General features: G+C 65.9%; 6 protein-coding genes. All 6 read right to left on the bottom strand.

The genetic code is table 11. From position 1 onward, the window contains the following. Positions 1-330: 330 nt before the first annotated feature. Complete coding sequence (locus G394_RS20050; protein WP_169725532.1) at positions 331-1938, bottom strand: ATP-binding cassette domain-containing protein; 1608 nt, start codon at positions 1936-1938, stop codon at positions 331-333. Between the two features lie 282 nt (positions 1939-2220). After that, positions 2221-2826, bottom strand: coding sequence for a YcjF family protein (locus G394_RS18040; RefSeq protein ID WP_051306959.1), 606 nt, complete (start codon positions 2824-2826; stop codon positions 2221-2223). A 55-nt stretch (positions 2827-2881) separates the two neighbouring features. Continuing rightward, the gene (locus tag G394_RS0105020) at positions 2882-3925 is read right to left on the bottom strand and encodes an ABC transporter substrate binding protein (protein WP_169725531.1); all 1044 of its coding nucleotides are present in this window, start codon (positions 3923-3925) and stop codon (positions 2882-2884) included. A gap of 333 nt (positions 3926-4258) precedes the next feature. Next, positions 4259-5398, bottom strand: coding sequence for a serine hydrolase domain-containing protein (locus G394_RS20045; RefSeq protein WP_245578262.1), 1140 nt, complete (start codon positions 5396-5398; stop codon positions 4259-4261). Next, on the bottom strand, positions 5391-8795 hold the full coding sequence (locus tag G394_RS18030) for an alpha/beta fold hydrolase (RefSeq protein ID WP_043774779.1): 3405 nt from the start codon (positions 8793-8795) through the stop codon (positions 5391-5393). The genes G394_RS20045 and G394_RS18030 overlap by 8 nt, the downstream gene beginning before the upstream one ends. Then, entirely contained in the window at positions 8792-25096 is a 16305-nt protein-coding gene (locus G394_RS0105005; protein ID WP_169725529.1) for a non-ribosomal peptide synthetase, read from the bottom strand. Before G394_RS0105005 ends, G394_RS18030 begins: the two co-directional genes overlap by 4 nt. Positions 25097-25179: the final 83 nt, after the last annotated feature.

The following is a 25179-nucleotide window of genomic DNA, read 5'->3' as shown; positions in this document are numbered from 1 at the left end:
CTGGACAAAGAGAAATATTCTTTACGAACAAACCCATTTCAGGTCTAGATGTAAGCGATTCTCGCGCCTGCTTGACAATGGACTTTGCATACAAATTGTTGCACAAACCGATACGCTTTGTATAATCACTGTTCTCGGCATAACATTCAAGACGCTCACGAATTATTGCTTCATGCTCCCTAGCGCTGACAACCGAAGCAAGCGTCGTATTGACCTTCTGATACAACTGCCTGGCTCTCTCGATATTGGAGGGCGGGGCAACGCTTCGGTAGTCGGTTGACCGCAGCACGACGAACCCCAGAAGCAGAGCGAGGCAAAGCGCAAGCACCTTCATGCAGCATCCCCGTCATGCCCGTTTTCGACGAACCGGCCGTCGCGCATGGCCAGCACCCGGTCGGCGACATGGAAGTAGCGGTCGTCATGGGAGATGGCGAGGATCGTGCGTCCCGCCCGCTTCAGGTCCGGAAGGAGCGTCTCGTAGAAGAACTTCCTGAATCCCGGGTCGAAATCTGCCGCAACCTCGTCCAAAAGGCAGACTTCCCGATCCTCCAGCAGAGCGCAGGCCAAGGCCAGGCGCTTGCGCTGCCCGGCGGAGAGGTCGAGGGTCGAGAACGTCCCGTCGGGCTCCAGGCGCACCTTGGTGTCGATGCGCATCAGAGCGAGCACCTCGGCCATGCGCCGCTCCGAGGCATCCACCCCCAGCGGCCTGCTGAACAGGTGGAAATCCGAAGGCAGCAAGGTGAAAAGGTTCCGGTACGTCTCCATACCCATGTCGGCCAGAGGCAAGCCGTTGACAGATATCTCTCCGCCCTGCGCAGGGTACAGACCGGCGACCATGTTCATGAACGTGGATTTCCCGGAGCCGTTCCCCCCGCGTATGAAGACGATTTCACCGCGGTTGAGCGAGAAGTCCTCCACGGCCACCCCAAATTGGCGCGTCCCCTGACGATCGAAATAATCAAACCGCACGTCGCGAATGCTGAGCGACTCGAAGACGGGCGTCTTCGGATCGGGGTGCTGCCAGCGGGAATTCACCCCTTCCTGTTCGCACGGCTCCATGATCTCGTCCAAACGGACCTCGAAGCATTGCAGTTCACGCAGGCTCATCTCCACCTTGGCCAGCATGGGCACAAAGCTCACCAGGCTGATCATCGGCGTCAGGCAGAACATGCTGAGGATCAGCAGGGTGGAGGTGGTACTGGCGTCGATATCCAGGAATCCCGGCATGAGAAAGAGGACCATGCCCAAGATCAGCAGGTTGAAGACCGCGAAAAAGGAAATCCCCTTGCCGTGGCCGCGCTCGGTGGACTCCCGCGACTCCGTGACCCGATCCAGGCCAGGGATGATCTGCCCGGCGAACAGGTCCGTGGTCTTGGGCTTGTGCTGCTTCAACTGGCGCAACCCGCCCTGCAGGTCGCGCAGACTCGCGGCGAAATCCAGCTCGGACCGACGCGCGGCCTCCATGAACGCGTACACCCCGCGCACAAGACGCAGGAAAAGGAACAGCCCCAGGCCCAGGAAGGCGACAACGGTCAAGGCCCCCACTATGGACACGGTGAACATTTTGACGAAAGCCACCACGATCATGACCGTGTTGACCGCAGAGGCCATGAGCATGCGCGAGGCTTCCACCACCAGTTCGCGTTCATCGAGCAGGGCGGACTGCACCACCGCTTTTTCGAGCTTGGCGAACTCGATCTGGCTGACGGCCCGCAGCTTCGTCGCAATGCGCATCCGCCAGCCCATGACTCCGCGCAGGGCGATGATCGCCGCACGTTCCGTCACATAGCGGAAAAGGCAGTAAAAAAAACCGAGACAGAGCAAAAAAGCCAGGAACGTGTGAAAGCGGATGCCGTCATCGAACATCTGCTCCAGCCCCTGGAGCACGCTGAACACGGCCAGGCCCTGCATCACGCCGGCGGCGAGGCACGCCCCCACGAGCCGGGATCCTTCCGGACCCGCTTCGGTGCGGAGCAGGTTGAAAAAAAGCGAGCGAGTGAATTGCAGCATGGCGAAATGAAACTGGCGCCCCCCGACACAGATACACAAATACGATACCACGGTCGGGAGCCGGCTCAACCCGGCTCCGACCGTCCCGAACGGCAATGCCTCAGACGAGGATCCACGCCGCGCACGCGCCTCCCCGGCGGAAACGGAGTCAGCCGGGTGGGCCCACGCGCCTGGAGCAGAATCAGCAGCGACCAGACTTGAGCGACGAACCTAGGCCGTGGCCCCGGATTCCGTCGCCGGCTCGGCGGCGTCAGCCTTCTTGCCGGGCTTCATCTTCGCGACCACGCCCTTGCCTTCCTCGAACTTGGTCTTGAAATAGGCCTTTGCGCCCTGCGCGTCGAAATTCAGCAAATTGCCGCCCTTCCTGAAGTGCCGGTCGAACACCTTGCCCATGGCATAGGTGGATGCGCCGCCGACAATGCTGATGGTCGCGCTGCCCGCCGTGGTGCCCACGATCGGCAGGCTCTTGAACAGGGAGGCGAAGAGCGGCACTGCGGCAACGGAAACAACGCCGCTGCCCAGGGAGGAAAGGATGGATTTCGCCCTCTCCTTTTTGAACTCCAGTCCGTAGGCCTTGGTCAGGGCATGGATCATTTCCAGCTGGACAGCGGTCAGTCCGGCCAGATCGACCAGCGGCAGCGGTACGAACCCGACCCCGATGGCCGCATAGACGCGCTTGCGGATCAGCGCATCGATTTCGCACTCGCTCGGCAGCGCCGCGGCCACAGCCTCGGCGGTCTCTTCGGGCATCGGCTCCAGATTGAGCCTGTCCTGTCCTTCTGCTTCCGTCATCATTTCGGAATTCTTCGTTGCCATCGTGGTACTCCGATGTGGTTTTGGTTGCATGTTTGGCCGAAAATGTTCCGGCAACCTATCTGGCTCCAGTTTCGTTCCGGACCGGTGCCAGGCTGGAGTCGAAAATTTCATCGGCCGTGATCAGCAGGATAAGGGGGACGTCCAGTTTCAAAGCGCTCGCGGTGTCCAGATTGAAGGTGATCTTGGGACTGTAGGGCCCCTGCACGACGGGCTCACCCTCAGGAATGAACCCCAACAGACGCGCGATCCGGCCTGCATAGTACTCGCCGAGGGGAACGTAATCGAGGGTGGAGAGCCCCATGAGGGCGCCCCGACTGACCTGGGCGGTTCCGTCGCGGGCGAGGGTCTTGATGCCCCGTGCGTGCAGTTCCTCGAACATCCTCCGGGGATTCCCCGTAGTCCAGTCAAAACAGTTCAATGCGGATATGTAAAAGGCATCAACCCCCCGGTCGACAAGGTCCTGCACGCCTGCGGCGCAGGAGTCGACGCTCTCCTCCTTGTCCAGCTTCGCGTACTCGACAAGCGTGAATCCCCTGTCCCGGGCCACTTCACGGGCCTCGTTCACATTGGAGTAGGAACGCCCCTCCGGGGAGTCGTGGTACATGATCCCCAGCCTGCTGAACGGCAGCGCCTTGTGAAAGAGGACAAAAACCTTCTGCCACTTGTCGGGCGTGTACTGCAGCGTCAGGTTCAAAGCACCCTTGCCCGTTTCGGCGTCGATGATTCCGGCCCCCACCGGATCGGCCACATCGATGGACACGATGGGCGTCTTCAGGTTGTTCGCCTCCAGGAGAGCCTTGGTCGCCACGGTGCCCATGCTGATGATCAGGTCCACGGACGGGTCGGACATGAGCCGCCTCGCTTCGGCGGCGTACGTGGACGAGTCCGCGTCCCAACCCGGGCTGACGTGCAGCGACTCGGGAAAGCGCACCCGGTCCAGGACGCGCAGCCGATTCAGGGACTCGGTGACCTTCCCGAACAGAAGGTTAAACTCCCAGTACGGGCCGGCCTCGAAGTAGGCGATGTTCCTGACCGGACGCAAAGCGTCATCCCCCCCGACAGCGGCAGCCCCAGCGTCCAGAGCGCAGGCGTTATCCACCGAAGCCCCCCCTCCCCCGCACAGAAGGAATACAAGAAAAATGACTGCCCGCAGGTTCAGACTACGCATGCGAAAATGACGCCCCCGGCAACGGAATCGAGAATCCATGAGAACGAAAAGCACGCTCTCTCACCTGAATTTTCCATGTATATCAAAACATACCGCTGAAAGTCTAGAAGGAAATATCCGTTGGCATATCGCGTCCATTCACAACTGTGGTTCTACTCTAAAAATGGTTCATAAATGCTACATATCCGCCGCGCTTCCACTGAAGTGGCGCGCACGCTCCAGCAAAAACAGAGAATAATAGACGCACCAATCAACACCGACAGCTTAATTTCGCAACGCGTACAAGATTTCTGCGCCAAGTTTAATCGCCTTTGAAATGGCCAGCTCGTTATTCACGCTGATTACGACTGCAAATCCAGACTGCCTGTCATAAAAAAACGCGGTTCCGAAACCCGGAAACGATCCCAGTTTGCCGACAAGCGTGATCGCCGGATCGTCGAACATGAACAGGGTGCACCCGTCGAGGAAACTGCCGCTATACCGGCATCCTTCTTCCCGGCCCCTGAACGTGGCGGATTCGCCGCCGACAAGACGCAACGGCGTGAGGGCTGCCGAATCAAGAACATTGTTTTTGAGAACACGGTCGAGATTGACTAGACGCACCACATCGGAGGGAGCGGCCACCAGGTTGCCCGTTCCCTTGGCCATGGAGAGCCCGGCCATGAGGGGCAGCGTCAGCGTCCCGTCGGTCGACGCGCTGTAGCCGCACGAGAGATGCGGAACAATGGTCCGGTCCCGGCCGATGGACAGGGATTCCATCCCCAGGCCGTCATGAAACATGTCCCGGATTTCTTCCTCGTACGTTTTGCCGGACACGATCTCGGTGATCACGGCCAGCATCAGATAACCGGTGTTCGAATACTGCTGCTTCGTGCCCGGAGCGAAGAGGCGGGGCTGTGCGCCGGCCATGCCGATGAGTTCCTCGGCGCTCCATTCCCTGGTCAGGTTCGTGCGGACCTCGGGCAGGCTCAGCATGTCGACCACGCCCGAGGTGTGGTTCAGCAGGTGACGCACCGTGATGTTCCTCCCATCAGGGAATTCCGGAAAGAACCTGGCGATGGTCGTTTCGTACCCCAGCCGCCCCTGCTCCACGAGCCTGCCGACGAGCGCCGCGGTGAAGACTTTCGTCACGGAGCCGATCTTGATCCGCTGGGCCGGAGTCATCGGCACCCCGTTTTCCACGCACGCAGTACCGAACGCCACGCTGACGGGATCGTCAGCCCCTTTCTTCAGCACCGCCACCGACATCCCCGGCAGGCCGCATTCGGCCATGACCGCCGAGCCCAGGCGCGTCACGACCTCGCGGACTCTTTCCGCCCCGCCTCCGGCATGGGCGACCTCCGCAACCAGCAGAGCGGCAAGCAGAACCAACTGCAGAAATCCCCTTCTTCGTGCATCAGACATGCTCAAGGTACTCCAGAATATGATGTGCGACGTTGCCGGCCAATCCGGGGGAAAGCATGGTTTCGTGCGTCCCCCCCGTCCATTTGAGCGTGATGTTATCCCTCTCCAAAAATCTGCCCCACCCCATGAACACGTCATCGACAAAGTTGCTCGCATAGGCGGAGATCTCCGTGGCGCGTACGAGCAGGAGCTTTCCGTCCGGATTGACCGGAGCCTCGTACCTGGCGGCGGCAATGGCGTTGCCCCTGTACGTCTGGAGCAGGTTCGCCATCTGGACCGAGTTGAAGCCGAACGGCAGCAGCCCGCTCCTCTCTCCGCATTCGACGAGAAACCTGAGACGTTCCTCCCTCGGCAGGGCCCGGACCATTGTCTCGTCAAAGGACAAGGCACCATCAAGCCTGGATTTGAGCAGGCCGACCTCGTCCAGCCCGGCGTCGTGCCGCGCGCGGCGATTGTCGGCCACGGTGTCGAGCACGATGACGGGCCCGACGGCGCGCCCCGTCCTCCCGTACTGCCTGGCTGCCTCGTAGGCCAGCAGCCCGCCGAAGCTCCATCCTCCGAAAATGATATCATCGACCCCGGTCTCGAGGATTTCCCGCAGATAATAGCCAGCCAGGTCCTCGACACGCTGCAGTTCCGTGTTCAGCGTCGTCCGCTCGGGGCTGAACCCGGCCGCCTCCACTGCATACACGGTATACGCATGCCCGAGATGGCGCGCCAGATCGCCATAGCAGAACACACTCCCGCCAACGGGGTGAAAGAGAAAGAGGTTCCTGCCGCCCTCACAGTGGCACAGCCGGATCACCGGGCCGCTGCCGCCCCTGGACTTTCCGGCGAAGAGCTCCGCCAGCCGCGCGATGGTCGGATGGGCGAACAGCTCCGTCAGGGAGACACGCAAACCGAGTTCCTTCTCGATCATGGCTGCGAGCCGGATGGCCAGGATGCTGTGCCCGCCGAGACCGAAGAAATCTGCGTCGGCGTCGACGGACTCGACGCCGAGCAGCCTGTGCCAGATGTCCGCAAGCTTTTCCTCGACCGCTCCCGACGGTTTCCGCCCGGAATCGACGCGCTGCACGGACAGCGGCGATGGCAGCGCCTTCTTGTCCACCTTGCGGTTGATGGAAAGAGGCAGCTCGACCATCGGCACAAAATAACCCGGCACGCAGTACGACGGGAGCCTCTGCTCCAGGTACTCCCGCAGCCTCGCGGCATCGACGCCGCCGACCACGTAGGCGGCCAGGCTCTTCTCCTCCCGCGCGTCGAACGTCTCGGCCACTACCGCCACCTGCCGCACTCCCGGAAACCCCGCGATGGCGTTCTCAACTTCCCCGATTTCAACGCGGTTGCCTCGTATCTTGACCTGCTGATCCTCGCGTCCGAGATAGTACAGCAGCCCGTGGCGGACAAAACCGAAATCACCGGTCCGATACCAGCGCCGCCCCTCGGCCTCGACAAAGGCCGAAGCCCCCCCCGCATTGAGGTAGCCGCGCGAGACGCCGTCGCCGACTATCCAGATTTCTCCGTTTTCTCCATCGGACACGACCTGTCCGTTCCTGTCCCGGATCGTGACGCTGACCCCGTCGAGAGGTGCACCGATGGGATAGGCCGCGAAAGCCGCATGGTTGTGAAAATCGATGCGGAAGGCCGTCGAGTCCACGGTGCACTCCGTAGGGCCGTACACGTTGTAGAGAACGACGTCCTCGTTGCCGGGAACCGAGTAGAACTTGCGCACGGAGTCCGTCCGCAGGATCTCCCCGGCCAGCAGAATCTTCTTCATGGGCAACGGGGTCTTGTGTTCGACCAGGTGCTCCACCAACACGTTGAAGAAAGCGGGCGTCATGTCGCACAGTTCCAGGCCGTGCCTGCGGACGCTGGCGCAGAAACTGCGGGGGTTCTTCCGCTCGCCGTCCGACAGGACGTACAGCGTCCCGCCAACCGCCACGGATACGGCCAGTTGCTGAATCGAAGCGTCGAAGGTCAGGGGCGCCACCAGCGCCGCCCGCCCGCAGCCCGAAGCAAAGGGAGCGAGGGCCCGCAGGATATGCAGCAGATGGCGATGCTCGACCACGACGCCCTTGGGAACGCCGGTGGATCCGCTGGTGTAGACGATGTAGGCCGCCTGCTCTGGGCGGCAGACGGGCAGGTCCCGCCGCGTCCGCGACGGCAGATGGCTCGATCCGAAGCGGGTTTGCGCAGGCCTGGGTGGCGCGGACGCGATCTTTCTGATCTCCACGTCATAGCGGTAGTCGGCCAGTTCAGCGACGGGCACGCGGGGCCGCGAGAAACGGACCTCCACGGGCACGGGGCTTTCCGCGGCCCACGTGGCGAAGAAGCGCTGCGGCACGAACAGCTCCGCTTCGGCGTCGAAACGGATCAGGCCGGCGTTGTCGTCCGTTTCCCTGGCGTAGCTCCGCAGGGCGTCCCTGAAGCCGTCGCGCCCCGCCAGGTCCGGGACCGCCCCCACGAACAGAACCCCGTCGTCCGCGAGCTTGGACACGGCATGGTCCAGGACGCGACGAAGGTAGTTGTACCCCGGAAAGCACTCCACCACACCGTGTATCGAGATCAGGTCGAACCCATCGTCGGCCAGGAAGCAGATGTCGATGGCCTCCATCTGGTGCACCTTGACCGCATCGACCCCGGCCAACCGCTCGACCCGTTCCAGCTCGTTTCTCGCCAGGTCCACGGCCGCATAGTGACGGGACGCGGCCTGCAGCGCCCGGGCGACGACTCCCGACCCGCTGCCGATATCGAGCACCTTTCTGGTCGACCGTCCGGCCAGCCCGGTTTTTTCGAGAATGTTCGACGCCATCGCCGCCAGCGCTTCGGCGGGCAGGTCCCGGCCGTCGAAAGCACTCTTCCAGGCCTGATCGCCGCCCCCTTCGGCCACGCGCTCCCAGAACGCGACGCTGCTCAACTCCGTGGACTTCTCCACCGCCCCCTCGAACTCGGGCGCGTCCAGACAGAGAATGTGGGCGATGCCGGGGATTCTGTAGCGCAGGTACTCGGCCTCGCGCAGGCAGCCGCTGTCGGTGATGATCAGCCTGGCCGGCTGGAGCATGATCTCCTGCCTCGCCCTGGGGATCTCGCGCTCCACGGGCAGATAGACCGCCCCGGCCCGCATGGCGCCTATCCCGGCGGCAAGGACCATGCATCCCCGCGCGCAGAGCACGCCGACCACGGCCTCGTCGCCGTACCCCCGTTCTAAAATGAAACCCGCGATGGCGGACGAGAGGGCGTCAAGCTCCGAAAAGCTGATGGATCTCTCCTCGTCCTGCACCGCGGCGCGGTCTGGATACCTGCGCACGATGCCGGCGAACAGTTCCTCGAAGGATTGCGCCTTCTCCCGGCCGTTATCGTCCTGTGGTTCGTCGAGCTGGAAATCGAATATCCTCACTGGGCACTTCCTTGCATCAGGCCTTGCAGAATCCGTTCAAAATAGCCCAGCCACTTCTCCGCCGTGGTCGGCGTGAGGAAGGCCGGATCATGGTCGAAACGCAGTTCGATGCCCTCGGGGCGGTCGAACACGCGGCAGACCAGATCGTGACAGTCTCCGTTTCCGGCGCCGCCGTCCTGCCCGTCAGAACCCGTGCCGTACGCGAACGCGATGCGCCGGCTGTCCGCCGGACCGGGCGCCGCGGCGGCGCCGTTTCCGGCCATGCCCGCCACGGCTTGGGCGAGCAGGTCGTCGAACTCCGTGTCGGCGTCCACGTGAAAGTGGGCCGTGGTTTCAGGATCGAGGTCGACGACCGTTTCGCTCCTGGCCCGGACCCGACAGAGCAGCGCCGCGAACGCGGCCAGCATGACGGCGGACACCGTGGCGCCGCTTACGGAGGCGAAATCGCCGACGCCCCTGCTCAAGGCGTCCGGCAGCTTCCTGCCGGCGCGTTCCCGCCGCGGCGGGTGGGCGGGCATGCGCCCGAAGGCCACGGGTCTGGCCGTGTCGCCCCGGACCATCAGATCGAGGATGCGAGTGAAATCCTCCGCCATGCTGGCGACGCTGTCCGGAAGAAACAGGTCGGCGTAGTACTCCAGGGCGAAGCTGATGCGGTCTCCGGTGTCGCTGCCGAAAATGGACAGATCCGCCTTGCTGGCCGGGTTCACGAAGCGCATGGTTTCGAAGAGCCCCTGCTTTCCCGCCCCGAACTCGAAGTTCATGTACGACAGAATGATCTCCGACAGCAGCGTCCTGTCCGGACTGACGGGAGGATGCAAATCCGTGAGCAGGTTGTTGAGGATGTACGAGGTGTGCCGGAAGGCCTCGTTACTGACCATCCGGTTGTCCTTGAGGATGTCCCCGAGAGGTTTCGCGCCGCTGACGCGTAGCCGCAAGGGAATCAGGGACGCGAGCATGCCCGCCGTGGCGAGGTGCTGTCCGCGGCCGTCGACGGTGACGGCGATGACGAAATCCGCCTCTCCCGTATAGGCGTGCACCAGGATGCTCCAGGCCGAGAGCACGATCTGGTAGTTGGTCACCCCCTCCCTGCGGGCCAGGTCCTTCATGCCCGCCACGAGCCCGGAGGACAGTTCGAACTCGTGCATGCCGCCGCGGTTGGTGTGCACCGGCGGTCGGGGGAAGTCCGACGGCAGGTCGGTCCTGGGCAGTTCGCCCTGGAACAGGCCCAGCCAGTATGCCTTGTCGGCACCGTTGGGATGGGTGAACTGATGCCAGGCGATGTCCTTCTGCTGCAGACGGACGGGCGGCAGGGACTGACGGTGATACAGGGCGAACAGGTCCGCGTTCAGCAGCGAGATGGTCCTGCCGTCGGCCAGGGCGTGGTGGATGTCGAAGAACAGGACGAACTCCTCATCCCGCACGTTCAGCAGGGCGACCCTGAAGAGATCTCCCTGCCGGAGGTCGAAGGGTTTGATCAGCTCGTTCCTACGCTCGATGTCGTCAAGCCGGATCTCCTGCAATTCGAAGCCCGTGAACGGATGGACGATCATGCTCGGCCGCTCCCGGTCGAAATCGCAAAATGTCGTGCGCAGCACCTCGTGACGCCGGATCAGCTCGCCCACGGCCTCCTCCAGCCGTCTCCTGTCGACATCGCGTGGGAGCTTCAGGAAGGCCGGCAGGTTGAAGCCGGTATGCCCCCCCCCGAGGAGTTGGGCATAGAGGATGGACAACTGCTCGCGACCGACGGGATATGTTTCGCGCGCCGGAGCCGGGGCGATGTCCGGAACTGCGGCCTGCCTCGCCGCAGCCTTTTCCAGGACGATGCCCACGAACTCCCCGATGGTCTGGCTCTCGAGCAGATCCATGACGCTGACCTGGACTCCGAACGCCTCCTTGACGCGCGAGACGATGCGCGTGCCTGAAATGGAGTCGCCGCCGAACTCGAAAAAATCATCTTCGCCCGTGACCTGTTCCTCGTACCCGAGGCAATCGCGGAAGATCTCCAGGATTTCCGCCTCGCCCGGCGCCTCCGCGCCGACCTGCGCAGGCTCTGCCGGCCCTGACGGACGATCCTCCCGCACCTCGCCAAGCTTATGGCCGCCGACGTCCTCGTCCGACATGGCCACGGCCACGACGGCCTCGCCGCAATTCAGCGCCCGGCACAGGACGCCGAAGGCCTGCTCCGGAAGAAGCTTTGAACCTCCGCCGTCCGCCTGCAGGCGCGCCGCCATGCCCACCTGCGCCCAGGCGTTCCAGCATATGGACAGGGCGGGAAGGCCCAGGGCCCGTCGACGGAGGGCGAACGCGTTCAGGTAGGCGTTGGCGGCCGTGTAGTCGGTCTGGCCGGGAGCGCCGGTCAGGGACGAGCGCGACGAGGCCATGACGAAAAAGTCCAGATTGTCCTCCAGGGTCGCCGCGTGGAGATTCCAGGTGCCCGTAACCTTGGGCGCGAGAACGCCCTCGTAGGCCGTCCGCGCCCTGGTCGCGAGAAAACCGCCGCCGGCCACACCGGCGGTATGGATTACGCCGACGATGGGCCCGACCTCCCGCCGCACGGCCGCCAGCACGTCCCGAACCTGTCCGGCCTCGGTGACGTCGCAGCGGTAGGCCGCGAACTCCCCACCCTCGTCGGACCGATCCCGGCGATGGAGAAGGACGACGCGGGCGTCCCATTCGTCCGCCATGCGTCGCGCCAGCGTCAGGGCCATGCCCCCGAGCCCGCCGCTGACGACGATGCAGCCCGGTCCGGGGGGGCGGCGCACGGTGTCGGCCGCGAGCCGTTCGAGTTCCGGCAGGCAGAGTCTGCCGTCGGCCCGGATCAGACAGGACCCGTGGGCCCGGCCGAGCACGTCCCGGAAGACGCGCACCGATTCGGCGTTGACGGCCTCCAGTTCGACATGCGCGGCCGTCAGCTGGGGCTCCTCGTGGCGCAGGGACAGGAGCATGCCGTGATCGAGGGCCCTTCCGTCTGACGCGTCAGGGGAGGCGTCCGCACCGCCGCCGAGCACGGTGACATGCAGGGGAGCACCCAGTCCGATCCGGCACACCTCCCGCATCAGGCCGGCGAAGTCCCAGTGCCGGGGCTCCGGGGACGGCAGATACACCAGGTGCGAGACTCCACCCCCCGCAATGTCGGCGGCCACGCTCCGGCGCTGCGCCTCTTCGGGTAGGGCTGTGCGCACGCCGGCCAGGTCGGCGAGGGCCTCGAACAGCGGGCCGTCCAGGCGGCCGAGCAGCATGACCCTTTCCGGCCGCGCCGGGCCGGATTCCCGCCCGGCAGGCGCGGCCGGTCTCCAGCGCAACCCGTATAACTCCGGCTCCGCGGCCGCGGGCTGCACGGACGCGAAGACCATATCGGCCATGTCGAGCAGCACCTGGCCCGCTTGGTCCGTGACCGTACAGTCGGCCGTGATCAGGGAGGCGTTTCTGTCCGTGACGACGACATGGGCGAAGACCGTCGCGGGCAGAGGCCTAAACAGCCTGACCCGGCCGCAACGGGCCGGAACGAAGCCGGGCGAGCCGTGCAGGGCCAGGCTCGCGGCCAGGTCGAGCAGGGCCGGGTGCCAGGGGAAGGAATGCGCGTCGGCCCGGAACTCCCCGGGCAGGGTCAGACGCGACAGCAACCGGTCGCCGGCGGCGGACACCCAGAGCGTCTCGCGGCAATCCCATCTGCCGCTGACGCCGACGAGGGTATTCCCCTCCGGGGCGTCGAAGGGCCGCATGCCCTCGCGGATGGCGCCGAGGTCCAGCCGGGCCGGAACCGCGTCCCCGCCCCTGACCGTCGCCCGCACCGCCGTCCGCCATGTCCCCCGATGCCGGTGCTGCAGTTCCACGGCCAGAACGCCGTCCCTGCGGTCCACGAGAAGCGAGGCCTGGTCGCCTTCGGCCAGGCTGACCGGCCTGAGCCAACGGAGTTGCTCGATGACCGGCACCGGGTTCCCGGCGGCCTCGCCGATGAGGCCGATCACAGCCATGCCGACCAGGGTCGGCACGCCGCCAAGCAGATGCTCCGCCACCGGCCAATAATCGTCCCGGCCGATGTCCAGCGCGAACGCGCTGCCGCCGGGCGTGGGCACCGGAGTGGAAAGGAAGCGGGACCTGAATCTGGGCCACATGGGGCTGTGCTCGAAGGGCGTCGCGGGCAGATGGACCCTGTGCAGGGGCCGCTCTGCGGGCCACAGCAGGCACCGCCCGCGCAGAAATTCCTCGGCGGCCGCGACGGCTTCGGACCGCGTGGCGAAGCCGGCCCCTGTCACGCTTCCGCTGAGGGGGCGGCCGACCCGTTCGGGCCGCGGACCGGCATCGAGGCCGTCGAGCAGTTCCTGTCGGGACGAGGCGCAGACCGCGATCCGCACGTCGAGATGCTCGCGCCCGGCCGTGAGCGTGCCCGCGATGGCATGCAAGGGCCAATGTTCATGCCGGGCCACGATGTCGCGGACCCGGCGGCAGTAGGCCGCCAACTGCTCCTCGCTGCCCGCGGACAGGGGCACGCAGTGCCAGCTCCCGTCGTCCCCCGGCAACGCCTGGCCGGAATGCCCCCGGAGCACGACGTGGACGTTGATGCCGCTCAGGCCGAAGGAACTGACTCCGCAATGCCAGGGTCTGCCGCCAGGCGGCAGCGGCTCCAAGACGCGGGGCACCCGCACCGGTGCGGCTTCAAAATCGATATGCGGGTTGGGCGTCTGAAAATGGGGCTGCGGCGGGACCTCGCCTCGCTTGAGGCACATCACGGCCTTGGCCAACCCCAGGGCGCCGGCCGCCGCATCGAGGTGCCCGATGTTGCCCTTGACGGACCCGATGGGGGCCTTGCGGGCCGGGGATGCCCCGGAACGGGCGAATGCCTGGGTCAAACCCTCGATCTCCACCGGATCGCCGAGCACGGTGGCCGTGCCGTGCGCCTCGAAGACGTCGATGTCGGCCAGGCCGATGGAGGCGCTGGCGGCCGCCAGGGCGATGACCTCGGCCTGCGCTTTGGGGTTGGGCGCGGCCATGCTGGAGGATTTGCCGTCCTGATTGACGGCGCTGCCGACGATGACTGCATGGATGGCGTCGCGGTCGCGCTCGGCCTGTTCCAGAAGCTTGAGCACGAAGACGGCCGCCCCCTCGCCCGCCCCGACGCCGTCGGCCCGCGCGTCGAAGGTTTTGGTCTGTCCGGAGCCGGATTCTATGGCGAAGGTCGCGTCGGTCCTGACCGGCAGGTCGATGATATGCGCCCCGCCGACCACGGCGACGCCGCAATCGCCCGCGCGCAGGCTCCGGCAGGCGTCATGGACCGCCTTGAGGACAGAGGAGCAGGCAGTGTCGACGGTTTCCCCCGGCCCTGTCCAGTTCTTGAGATAGCTAATCCTGGCCACGACATTGGAGGGTACGTTCAGCAGATACGTCTGTTCGGCCTGCTCCGGAAACGCGCGCGTCACGGCGTCCTGAAACAGCCGGTAGGGGCTTGCGCCGACGAACACGCCGACCGGCGCGTCCTCCAGGGCCGCACCACCGTACCCGGCGTCGTCGAGGGCCTGCAGGGCCGTCTGCAGGAAGAGGCGCTGCCTGGGGTCAAGCATGGCCGCGTCGCCCGGCGACATGCCGAACCGCCTGGGGTCGAAGGACGAGACATCGGACAGATAGGAGGCCTCGCGCAGCCGTGACGGGTCGAAGTGCAGGCCCACAGCCTCGAAAATCTGCCGGACTTCCTGACGCCGCCCGGTGGGCAGGGGCACATTCTTGTCGCGGCCCTGGGCCAGGTCGTCCCAAAAGCTGTCCAGGTCCTCGTAGTCGCCGAGGCGAACGGCCATGCCGATGACCGCGACCGGGGCGTCGGACGCGCCTCGGACCGCTACCGTACGTCGCGGCCCGGGCCGTTCCCCGATGCGTGCGGCCTGCTGCCGGACGGTACTCTCCGCGAACAGCCCGCCAAGGCTGAAAACTCCCGGCCACCGTACATCCAGAGCCGTGTGCAGCTTGACCAGAAGCAGGGAGTTGCCGCCGATTTCAAAAAAACCCTGATCGAGGTCGACGGTCTCCAGCTCTGGCAGAATCTCGCGCCACACGGCCCTGACCTCCTCCTGCAACGCCGTGGTCTCCCCCGCGCCGTCCGGGCCGGAGGGCGCCAGTCTGCGCCCGGTCACCCTCTTGCGGTCTGCCTTGCCAGACGGGCTCAAGGGGATCTCCTCCGCCACTGCCAGGGTCGCGGGCCACATGTACTCAGGCAGCAGGCCAGCCAGTTCGCGGCGGATGTCCGCGTAGGCCAGCCGCACGCCCTCGTGGGGGAGCACGAAGGCCTCCAGCGCGGACTGCCCGCCGATCTCCCCGACGCGCACCACGGCCTGCGACACGCCGGCACAGCGGCCCAAGGCGCTTTCGACCTCGCCGAGCTCGATGCGGAAACCGCGAATCTTGACCTGGTCGTCGTTTCTTCCGAGGTACTCAATGTTGCCGTCGGGGAGCCTGCGCCCCAAGTCGCCGGTCCGGTACATGCGGCAGCCCGGGTGGAAAGGGTCGTCGAGAAAGGCCGCGGCCGTGAGGGCGGGACGGCGCAGGTATCCGGGAGAAACCTGCACACCGCTGATGTACAGTTCGCCGGTCACGCCCAGGGGCACGGTCTGCAGGTCCGCGGCGAGCACGTGAATCCGGGTGTTGCTGACTGGCCTCCCGATGGGCACGGCATGCCCGGAAAACCCCCGGCAGGGGAACCAGGTCACGTCGATGGCGGCCTCCGTAGGGCCGTAGAGGTTGTGCAGCTCGCAGGGTACCAGGGCCTGAAAGCGCGCGACCAGGTCACTCGTCAGTGCCTCTCCGCTGGTGAACACGTAGCGCAGGCTTTTCAGTCTGCGAACCTCGCGGGGGCGGACTTCGAGATGATCGAGGAAGGTCCGCAGCATGGACGGCACGAAATGGAGCACGGTCACGCGGTTGGTCTCGATGGCCGCGACGATGCCGCCGGGATCCCGCTCCGCTCCCGGTTCCGGCAGAGCCAGGGACGCACCGGTCCAGGACCACCAGAACAGCTCCCAGACCGAGACGTCGAAGGACACGGTCGTCTTCTGCAGAATGACGTCGCCCTCACCGATGGGAAAACGGGACTGCATCCAGAGGATGCGGTTGACCAGGCTGCGGTGCTCGATGGGCACGCCCTTGGGCTTGCCGGTGGAGCCGGAAGTGAAGATGACGTAAGCCACGGAGTCCGGAGCCACGGGAACCGGGACGAATTCGCCATGGGCCGCGAACGGGTCTGGGCTCAACACGGTCCGGCCCGGTCCGGCGAACACGTCGGCGAACCTGGCCTCGCAGACCACGGCGCACGCGCCGAGATCCTCGAGCATCGAAGCAAGCCGCGACTGTGGCAGTGACGGCGACAGGGGCACGTACGTCGCACCGACGCGCAGCACGGCGAAGACGGCGACGATCATGTCCATGGAGCGCTCGAAGCAGACTCCGGCGAAATCGCCCCGCGAAAGGCCGCCGGCCTGCAACTGGGCCGCGAGGCGCGACACTCTGGCGTCCAGCTCCCCGTAGGTGCAGGACGCCCCAGCGGCGTCGCGCAGCGCCACGGCGGCTTTGCTTTGGCGCACCTGCGCGCGGAAGCAGCCGTCGATATCCCGCTCGATGTCCAGTTCCTCGGCCGTGTCGTTGCAGGCGTCGATGGCGGCCCGTTCATGTTCCGGCAGGATGGCCAAGCGGGACAGAGGGACGTCCCCCCCCTGCAGCACGTCGTCAACGAGCACGCATAGCCGCTCGCGCATCAGCAGGATCGTCTCTTCGCGGAACAGGGCCGCGCAGTATTCGATGTGCACGGACATGTCGCCGTCACGCCCTTCGCGGAAATAGAAGCTCAGATCGAATTTGCTGCCCGCGTGCTGCATGGACAGGGGCTCAAGGCGCAGCGGAAGCTGGTCGTAATCGGCCCAGCTCGCGTCCTCCAGTGCCACGAAAACGTCGAAAAGCGGGTTGCGGGAGGGGTTGCGCTCCAGCTTCAGGGCATCCAGCACCTTCTCGAACGGACAGTTCTGGTGGGCCAGCGATTCCTGGAACGCCTCCTGTGCGGCGCGGACCAGAGTTGCAAACCCCATTTCCGTGGCCAGTGTCGTGCGAATGGCCAGAGTGTTGACGAACAGGCCGACCATGTTCTGCACCTGCTCCAGCTCGCGGTTGGCCGCGGGGCATCCGACGATCATGTCGTTCTGCCCGGTGTGCCGGTACACGAAGGTCTGGACCAGAGCCAGAAGCGTCGGAAAGAGGGTCGCACCCATGTCCGCGGCCCGCCGTCTGAGGCCCTGGCTTCGCTCCCTGCCCAGGGAGAAGGCGACCACGGCCCCGTCGAGACTCTGCACGGCGGGCCTGGGAAAATCGAGCGGCAGCCGCAGGCTCTCGGGCAGGGGCAGCAGACGCGCACGCAACGCTTCGAGATCCGCGGGCTCCTGCGCCAGCTCCCATTGGACATAGTCCACATAGTCGAGGTCGAGGGGATCCCAGACAGGCGCGGTCCCGCGCAGCACGGCCGCGCAGGCCTGGTTCAACTCGCGCAGGAGGATTTCCGCGGACCAGCCGTCGAACACAATGTGGTGCAGGCACATGGCCAGGACCTGCCCGCCGTCTGGCTCCCGGAACAGGGCCGCGCGGACCAGGGGACGGTCCGGACCGAAGGGCATGGCGCCGAAGGCGTCCGGAGCGAAGGGACCGTCGTGGAGTTCGAGCCGCAGGGCGCCCGGCTCGACGAGCATCTGCTCCGGCTCGTCGGCCAGGACGCGCAGGCGCAGGGCGTCATGCCGCGCTTCCAGCAATCCCAGGGCGTCCTGCAGCAGATTCGGGTCCACGTCGGCGCCCAGGCGGGCAGCAAATGGTATCAGGTATACCCCGCTGTCCTCGTGCAGCCGCTGCAGAAACCAGATGCGCTTCTGGCTTGCCGACAGCGGGTAGCGGTCCCGGCGAGGCGCGCGGGCGATGCGCACGGCGGACGAGGCCGCTGTGCGCACTCGGATTGACAGGGCCCGTACGCTGGAATGGGTCAGGATGTCCTCGATGGTCAGACGAACGTGAAGCCGCCTGCCTATTTGGGCCAGGACACGCATGGCCAGCAGGCTGTGCCCGCCGAGCCGGAAGAAATCGGCATCCGCGGACGGCACCGGGCGTTGCAGGACGGACTCGTAAATGTCCCTGACGACATCCTCCACGTCCGGCGCCGCCGCGCCGACGGAAAAGTCCCCCGACGGCCGGGCCGCGCCGCTGGTCGCGGCGGCAGGCGCTTGCCGCACATGGGGCGCGACCCCTCCGGCACCGGCGGCCAGGGCTTCGAGCGCGGCGCAGGACACCGCCCCATCCGCCGCAACGGCCCGCGCCAGCCCCAAGAGGCGTTCGCCCAGGCCGCGCACGCGTCCATGGTCCATGCGGGACGGATCATACAGGAAGCGCACGCGCAACGTGTCCCCGGGGATAACGGAAATGCCGAGAGGGTAAGGGATCTTCTCAAACCCCTGGACGCGCAGCAGTTCCATCCGGTCGGCGTCGAAAAGATTGTCCGCGGGGTAGTTCTCCACGACCATGAGGTGATCGAACAGGTCCCGCCCGATGTCCGCCAGGGGCAGATACCCGTGGCGCAGCTGCTGGAGGTGCTGCTCCTTCAGGCCGCGCAGCAGCCCGCCCAGACAATCCCCTTCGGCCCAGCGCACCCGTAGCGGCAGCGTGCGGATGAACAGCCCCACGGCCCGGTCCATGCCGTCGACCTCGGCCGGCCGACCGGAGGTGACTATGCCGTAGACGACATCGCGGCTCCCGCCGCTTTCCGCGCCGAGCAGAACGGCCCACAGAGCCTGTACCAGCACCGACAGGGTCACGGAGCCTGCGCGCGCCGCGGCCTGCAGGCCCATGGCACAGGCCGGGTCCAGAGCCAGTTCCACCGTGGCCGGGTCGCCCGCCACTCCGGGAGTCTCCTGTCCGCAGATGCGGGTCGCGGGCGCGTCGGCCAGCAGCGCGGCCCAATACCGCCTGGCATCCTGCCGGTCGAAGGCCGACAACCACCGGGTGTAGGCTGACAGGTCGGCCGGTTGCGGCAGTTCCGCCGAGACCCCGTCCCGAAGACTGTCGTGCAGCGCGAACATCTCCCGCAACAGGATGCCGATGCACCAGCCGTCCATGAGCAGGTGATGGCAACACCAACTGAAGGTGAAGGTATCCGGGCCGAGGCGGAAAAGCTGGGCGCGCAGCAGCGGACCGGTCTGAGGGTCGAAGCCCTCGCGCCTCGCCGCGTCGAGGAGCGCGTCCATTTTTTCGGCGCCAAGGGCCTGCGGCAGATGGGAAAAGTCATGAAACGCCGTGCTGGTCCTGGCCTGCCGCAAGACAAGGCGGTGGAATTCCCCCTCGAAGGTCATGGGAAAGAGGGAGCGCAGGCTTTCATGCCGGGCCACCACGCCCCTCCAGGCCCCAAGCAGCAGAAAATCGTCGATCCGGCCCCGGAAATGAAAGGCGACCTGCTGCGTGTAGACGCCGTCGTCCCCGGCCAGATACTGGTAGAGCATGGGCTCGTGGCAGTCGTCCGGAGCGGTGACGCGTTCGACGTCTTCCCGGCGGCAGCCGCTTTTCTCCATGACCATGGCCAGAACGTCCTCGGACGCGCCCAGGCGCCTCTTCGCCCTCGCGGCCAGCACGTCGGCCCAGCCTTCCAACAGCCCGGACACCCACTCCCCGGCGAGGATGGCCGGGCTGAAATACGCCCCGAGGTGCAGGACGCCCTCTTCGTCGGCAAAGGCGATGACATCGAGGGGATTGTCCGGCCGGAACTCGGGATGCAGCAGATCGGGAATCGCTCCCGGCAGGGCCAGGGCGGGGAGTGCGCAGCATACGGCGTCCGCCGTGACACTCAACATCCCGAGATAATTGAAGCTGATCTGCGAATCGTAACGAAACACGTCGGGATGCGCTTGGCGCAGATACCCGTAGGCCGTACAGCTGCCCGGCGTGAAGTGTGCGTCCGGGTCGTAGCCCAGGGCCGCGTCCTCGCATGCGGCGACGGGACGCAGCAGCAGCGGACAGACGGCGGTGAACCAGCCCACGCTCTGGCTCATGTCGGCCCCGGGGAGAAGGGAGTCGCGTCCGTGACTTTCGAGGGTCACAAAGATCGGCTCCCGCTGACCTTGGGCGTGAAGGGCCATGGCCAGGGCCGTCAGCAGTTCCTTCAGCACGGTACGCGACCGGCCCCGATGCGGCTCGTCCACCCGGCGCTGCAGGAAAACACGCTCCGAAGCCAGGTCCGGCCCTTCGGTCGCCACACCCACGAGGCGCGCTCCGGGCGTACTGCACACCGCTTCCCAGAAATCGCGCTCCTCCCGGCCGGGAAAATCGCCGAACTCCGTCAATCTGTGCATCTCGACGGCCCTGGTCGCCATGCCGAGGGTTTCCGCCGCACGGCCGGCGCCCAGGCAGCAGGCTGTCAGATCCTGCCGCAGGCGATCAAGGGACACGGCATCCAGGACCAGATGGTGCCCGGCCAGCAGCAGCAGGCGCCTGCCCCCGTGTTCCGCCAGCCCCGCCCCGAACGTCGCGCCGCGCTCGGGGTCGATTCCGGCCAGTACGGCCCGCGCCACCGTGCGCACCGCCTCTTCCGGCGGCAGGCCAGCGTCGACGGAGCAGCGCGTCAGGCAGGGGCGTTGGGGCTGCGACAGCATCGTGGCCGCGCCGTCAAAGAAGGCGAGCCGCAGCGCCTCGTGCCTGTCCGGCAGCGTGCGCAGCCATTCCTCCAGGGCGCCCTCGTCCACCCGCGCGTCCAGTTCCAGGGGCAGCGCCATGCAGAAGCGTGTCCAGTGCCGCGGGTGGTTCCGCAGGAGGTCGGCCTGCAGGGGCAGCAGCGGCACGCGCTGCCCGCCCTCCACTGGCGCAAAGCGTACGGTCTGCAAGGGGGCGTTCCCGGCCGCGACCAGGGCGCAGAGGTCCGCGAACCGCGGCGTGCGCAGGAAATCGGCGGCCCCGAGAGCCGTGACGCCCCGCCGATGGAGCATCCCGGTCATCTGGATGGCCTTGATGGAATCGCCGCCGTCCATGAAGAAGTCGCTGTCCCCTCCCGGCGCCCGGCCCAGCATCTCCGTCCAGGCCCGAACCAGCGTCCGCGTCCCGTCCGGGACCTCGTTCCCGCCGCAGGCCGTTTCGATAAAGCCCCGGAAATCCTCCAGCAACGCGGCGCCGTCCTCGATGAACAGCGCGTCGTACTCGAGCACGAGCCGGCAGCGCGGCCCCGTTTCCAGGGTGAAACTGGCCGTCAGCTTGCTGGCCCTGAGTTCCGGGGCCAGCATGTCCACGGAGAGCCCGTCGTCCTCGACGCGGGGGACAGGGGCGTGGGTCGCCAGGACGTCAACCGCCCTGCCGTCGCAGTACCGGCTGTGCGCCACGGCCTCCTTGAGCCGGGCGGCGCTTTCCTCCACGGCCCCGACCATGTCCCGGTCCCTCCCGCGCAGGCGCAGGGCGACGGTGTTGACAAAAAAACCGACGGTGCCGAACTCTTCGCCGCTTTCTCGCAGCCCCACCGGGACGCCGACCAGGAGCTCCGGCCGGGCGTACCTGTCCCGCAAAAAGGCCGCAACCAGGGCCGCGAAACACGACAGGAGCGAGGCGCCTGCCCGGCCGGCCAGCGCTTCAAGGCTCTCGGTCATGGCGGGCGTGAGCTCCAGGGCGACCATGGCGCCCTTGCGCCTGGGCGAGGCATGCAGCACCGCCGCCGGAGGCGCGAAGACAGCGTCCCAGAAGGCCTTGTCCGCCGCGAAATCGGCCGAGCGCCGATACGCCTCCTCGCGCGCACAGAACGCCGCCTGGGTCGCCAGCCGCCCTGCGGCGCCCCGTTCCCCGCGCATGCCGCGCAGGGCGCCCGTCAGGAGAAGTTCGATGCTGTCCGCGTCACCGGCGATATGGTGCAGGAGCAGCAGCACCGCGAAAGCGTCGCCCGCCTCGGCGATTTCCAGCCGCACAGGGCATTGCGCGCGCAGGTCGAAAGGCGTGTGGATCAACTCCTGCATGTGCCGCTGGGCCGAGTCGAAATCCGGGAAGGCGGAGCGCCCGACAGGGATGGCGACGTCGGGGTCGCGACGGAAAAACGGGGCGTCGATTGGGCCCTGCACGGTGCAGCCCAGAAGCTCCTGACGGCCGATGGCCTCGGCCAGGGCGTCGACAAACGCCGCCGCCCTCTCCCCGCTAACCCTCATCAGCAGAGGCATGTTGTAGTCGATGGAACCGTCGTTGGCCTGCTGATAGGCCCACAGCTGGAACTGGTTGCGGTTCAGGGGGGCCTGGTCGCAAAACGCCGCCTCGGCCGCAGGACGCTTCTCCCGCAACAGCTTCGCCACGTCGTGGAGCGATTCGCAGCGCACGAATTCCCGGAACGCCACGTCCACCGAATACGCGGCCCGGATCTCGTGCAGAAGGGCCATGGCCTTCAGGCTGTCCCCGCCCTGGGCGAAGAAATCCCGCTGCGGATCGTAGGCGTAGCCGAGAGTCCGTTCGAAAATCCTCAACAGCCGGGGATCCAGGTCCGCCCCGCCCGAGGACGCGGCCTCGGCCCTGCCGACGATGGCCCGCAGGGCCTCGCGGTCGATCTTGCCGGTCACGGTCACCGGCATGGCGCCGAGCTCATGCCAGAAGGAGGGAATCATGTACCCGGGCAGGTTGTCCTTGCTCCAGCGCACGACGGAGTCGATGGCGCCTCCGGGTCGCAGCACCAGAAAGGCGGCGAGCGTGGTCTGGTCCGCGGCGTCCCGGCTGGCCAGGACAAAGGCCTGGCTGACGGCGTCGCACGTTTCGAGCAGCGCGGTCACCTCCCCGAGTTCGACGCGGTTGCCCCTGACCTTGACCTGATCGTCGGTCCGCCCGACCAGCATGAGATCGCCGTCTTCGGACCAGGAGGCGAGATCGCCGGTGGCGTAGACCATCTCGCCGCCGGCGCTGGAGAGCGGAAAGAAGCGCCGGGCCGTCATCTCGGCGTTGCCGTGGTAGCCGAGGGCCAGGCCGGCCCCGCCGACATGCAGCTCCCCCACCATGCCGGCCGGCAGGGGCCTGCGCCCGGAATCGAGGACATGAGCCCGGACGTTGGGGATCGGACGGCCGCAGCCGATGGGCTGGGACGAATCGGGCAGCACCCGTTTGATGGTGGCGCAGACGCTCGTCTCGGTCGGCCCGTAGGCGTTGAAATATGCGCAGCGTCGGGCGAGATGCAGGGCGTCCCGGGAGATGGGGGCCTCCCCCGCCGTGATGAGCACCCGCGGGCAGTACCCGTCGCGGTCCAGGAGGTGCAGGTAGGAAGGGGGCAGCGTCGCGACCGAAACGGCGTTGCCGGCCATGTACGCCTGCAGATTCCAGGGTTCGCTGCGCAGGGTTTCGCCGACGGGATACAGGCTCGCCCCGGCCAGAAGGGCCATGAATGTTTCGGACAGCGACGCGTCGAAGGCCGGAGAGGCGAACTGCAGCACACGATCCTCGGGACGCACGCCGAAGATCTCTATCTGGCCCTGGATCATGTTCGTGAAACCACGGTGGGGCACGAGAACGCCCTTCGGCCTGCCCGTGGAACCGGACGTGTAGATCAGGTAGGCGCCTTCCGCGGGATCGATTGTCTCCCTCACCTCCGCGGGGGCCGCGTTTTCGTGTTCCGGCCGGGCGGCATCCATGACCAGGGAGGGTTCGGCGTCGTCCAAGATGAGGCGCAGGCGCTCCGGGGGGGAGGCCGGGTCCAGCGGGAGATAGACAGCCCCGATGCGCATGATCCCCAGGATGATCTCCGGCAGGCAACGCACCCGCCGGGCGTGCACGGCGACGCGGTCCCCGCGGCGGACGTCCTTGTCCAGAAGCCACTTCGCGCACCGCAGGGAGCGCTCCCCGAGCGTCGCGTAGGACAATTCTTCCCCCGCCTCGTCCCTGACCGCTGGCCGATCCCGGTACCTCCCGGCAACGGCGTCGAACAGGTCCGGGATCGACGACAGCGGGTATTCCCTGCGCGGCCCGTTCTGCCAAACGCGCAGCTCGCGCTCCTCCTCGTCGAGCAGCATGGACAGGTCCGCCAGATCCGCACCTGCGTCCAACTGCCGGGAAAGGTGCTCCACCCTGCGTACGTAGCGCTCTACATCCTGCTCGCTCAGATGGTTGCAACTGCTGCGCACGGTCAGGGAGAACGTATCCGTCTCCGCTTCACGCAGCACCATCATGCCCAGGACGAGATCCTCATGCCTGCCGTGGACCTGTTCGGCGGTCTTGATGGGAAACTCGGGCGACCCGCTCGGCATGCCGGGGATGAAGTTTACGAACATGTCGCCCAGGCACGAGAAGTTCTTGTGCGGGAGCTCGCGCATGGCGACCTGGTGCGGGGTGCGGATATGGCGGTAGAACGACCGCCCCTGGGCGGAAATGTCCTCGAAGAGACCGGCGATGCTACCGTGCTCGTTCAGGTCGATCAGCACGGGCGGCATCGCCACCTGATACCCCTGCCGCCTGTGCAGCACCTTGCGCTCGCCGAAGGCGACGGGGTTGAGGATGACGAACTGCTTCTCGTCGCACATGAAGGCGACGATCAGGGCATGCAGGGCCGTGAAATAGATGTTGGGGCTGATGCCGTGGCGGAGGATGACGCGGTCGATGATCCGGCTCGTTTCCTCGCCGAGATGAAATTTCCTGTGCCGGGAATTTCCGAGCACATCCGCATGCCCCGGCCGGGCCCGGAAAATCCGCTTCTCCGGGATCCGCTCGAGATGGCGTTTCCAGAATTCCATGTCCCGCGTGAACTTGGCCGAGGCGAAATGCTCCCGATCCTCCCGGTACACGTCCAGCCAGACTGGATGCTCGTCAATGGGAACGTTCTCGCCGCGCATCAGGCTGGTGTAGATGTCGGCGATGAAGCCGACAAAACAGAAGGTCCCGAACCCGTCGAGGGCGATGTGCGTGCATTTCAGGGCGAAGAAACTTTCTGCGTCCGAACGGATGAGAAGAAAGCGTACAGGGCGCTCCCCCAGCGACTGCTCGAAAAACCTGTCGTGTTCACGCTCGATCTCATCCTGGGTGTCGCTCCCGCCTGGCAGATCGACAAACGAGATATCGACATCATCGTAGCTGTGCAAAGCAAAGAACGGTTCCTTTTCATCCAGATGCATCTTCCCCGTCATCAAAACGTGATGCATCAGCGCAATACGTATGACCTCCAGCAATACATCCCTGTCGATACGCCGCAGTATTCGAAATTTTGCCAAAATGCATGCATTGTCTTCATGCCCGGAATAGTGCTGAGAAATCCATACTTCTTTCTGAAAACTGGTGAAAAAAGCCTTCTCAGACACACTCTGCGGCATATGATTCCCCATACGGTCTCAAGTTCCGATGCAATCATTCCGAAGGGTTCAAGCGTACTCAATCTTTGGCAAAGAATTGGAAC

It is taken from the genome of Desulfomicrobium escambiense DSM 10707, from assembly GCF_000428825.1.
GTDB classification, from domain to species: Bacteria; Desulfobacterota; Desulfovibrionia; order Desulfovibrionales; family Desulfomicrobiaceae; genus Desulfomicrobium; species Desulfomicrobium escambiense.
Note: the sequence above shows the minus strand (reverse complement) of the source record. Positions and strands in the feature narration are given on the sequence as shown.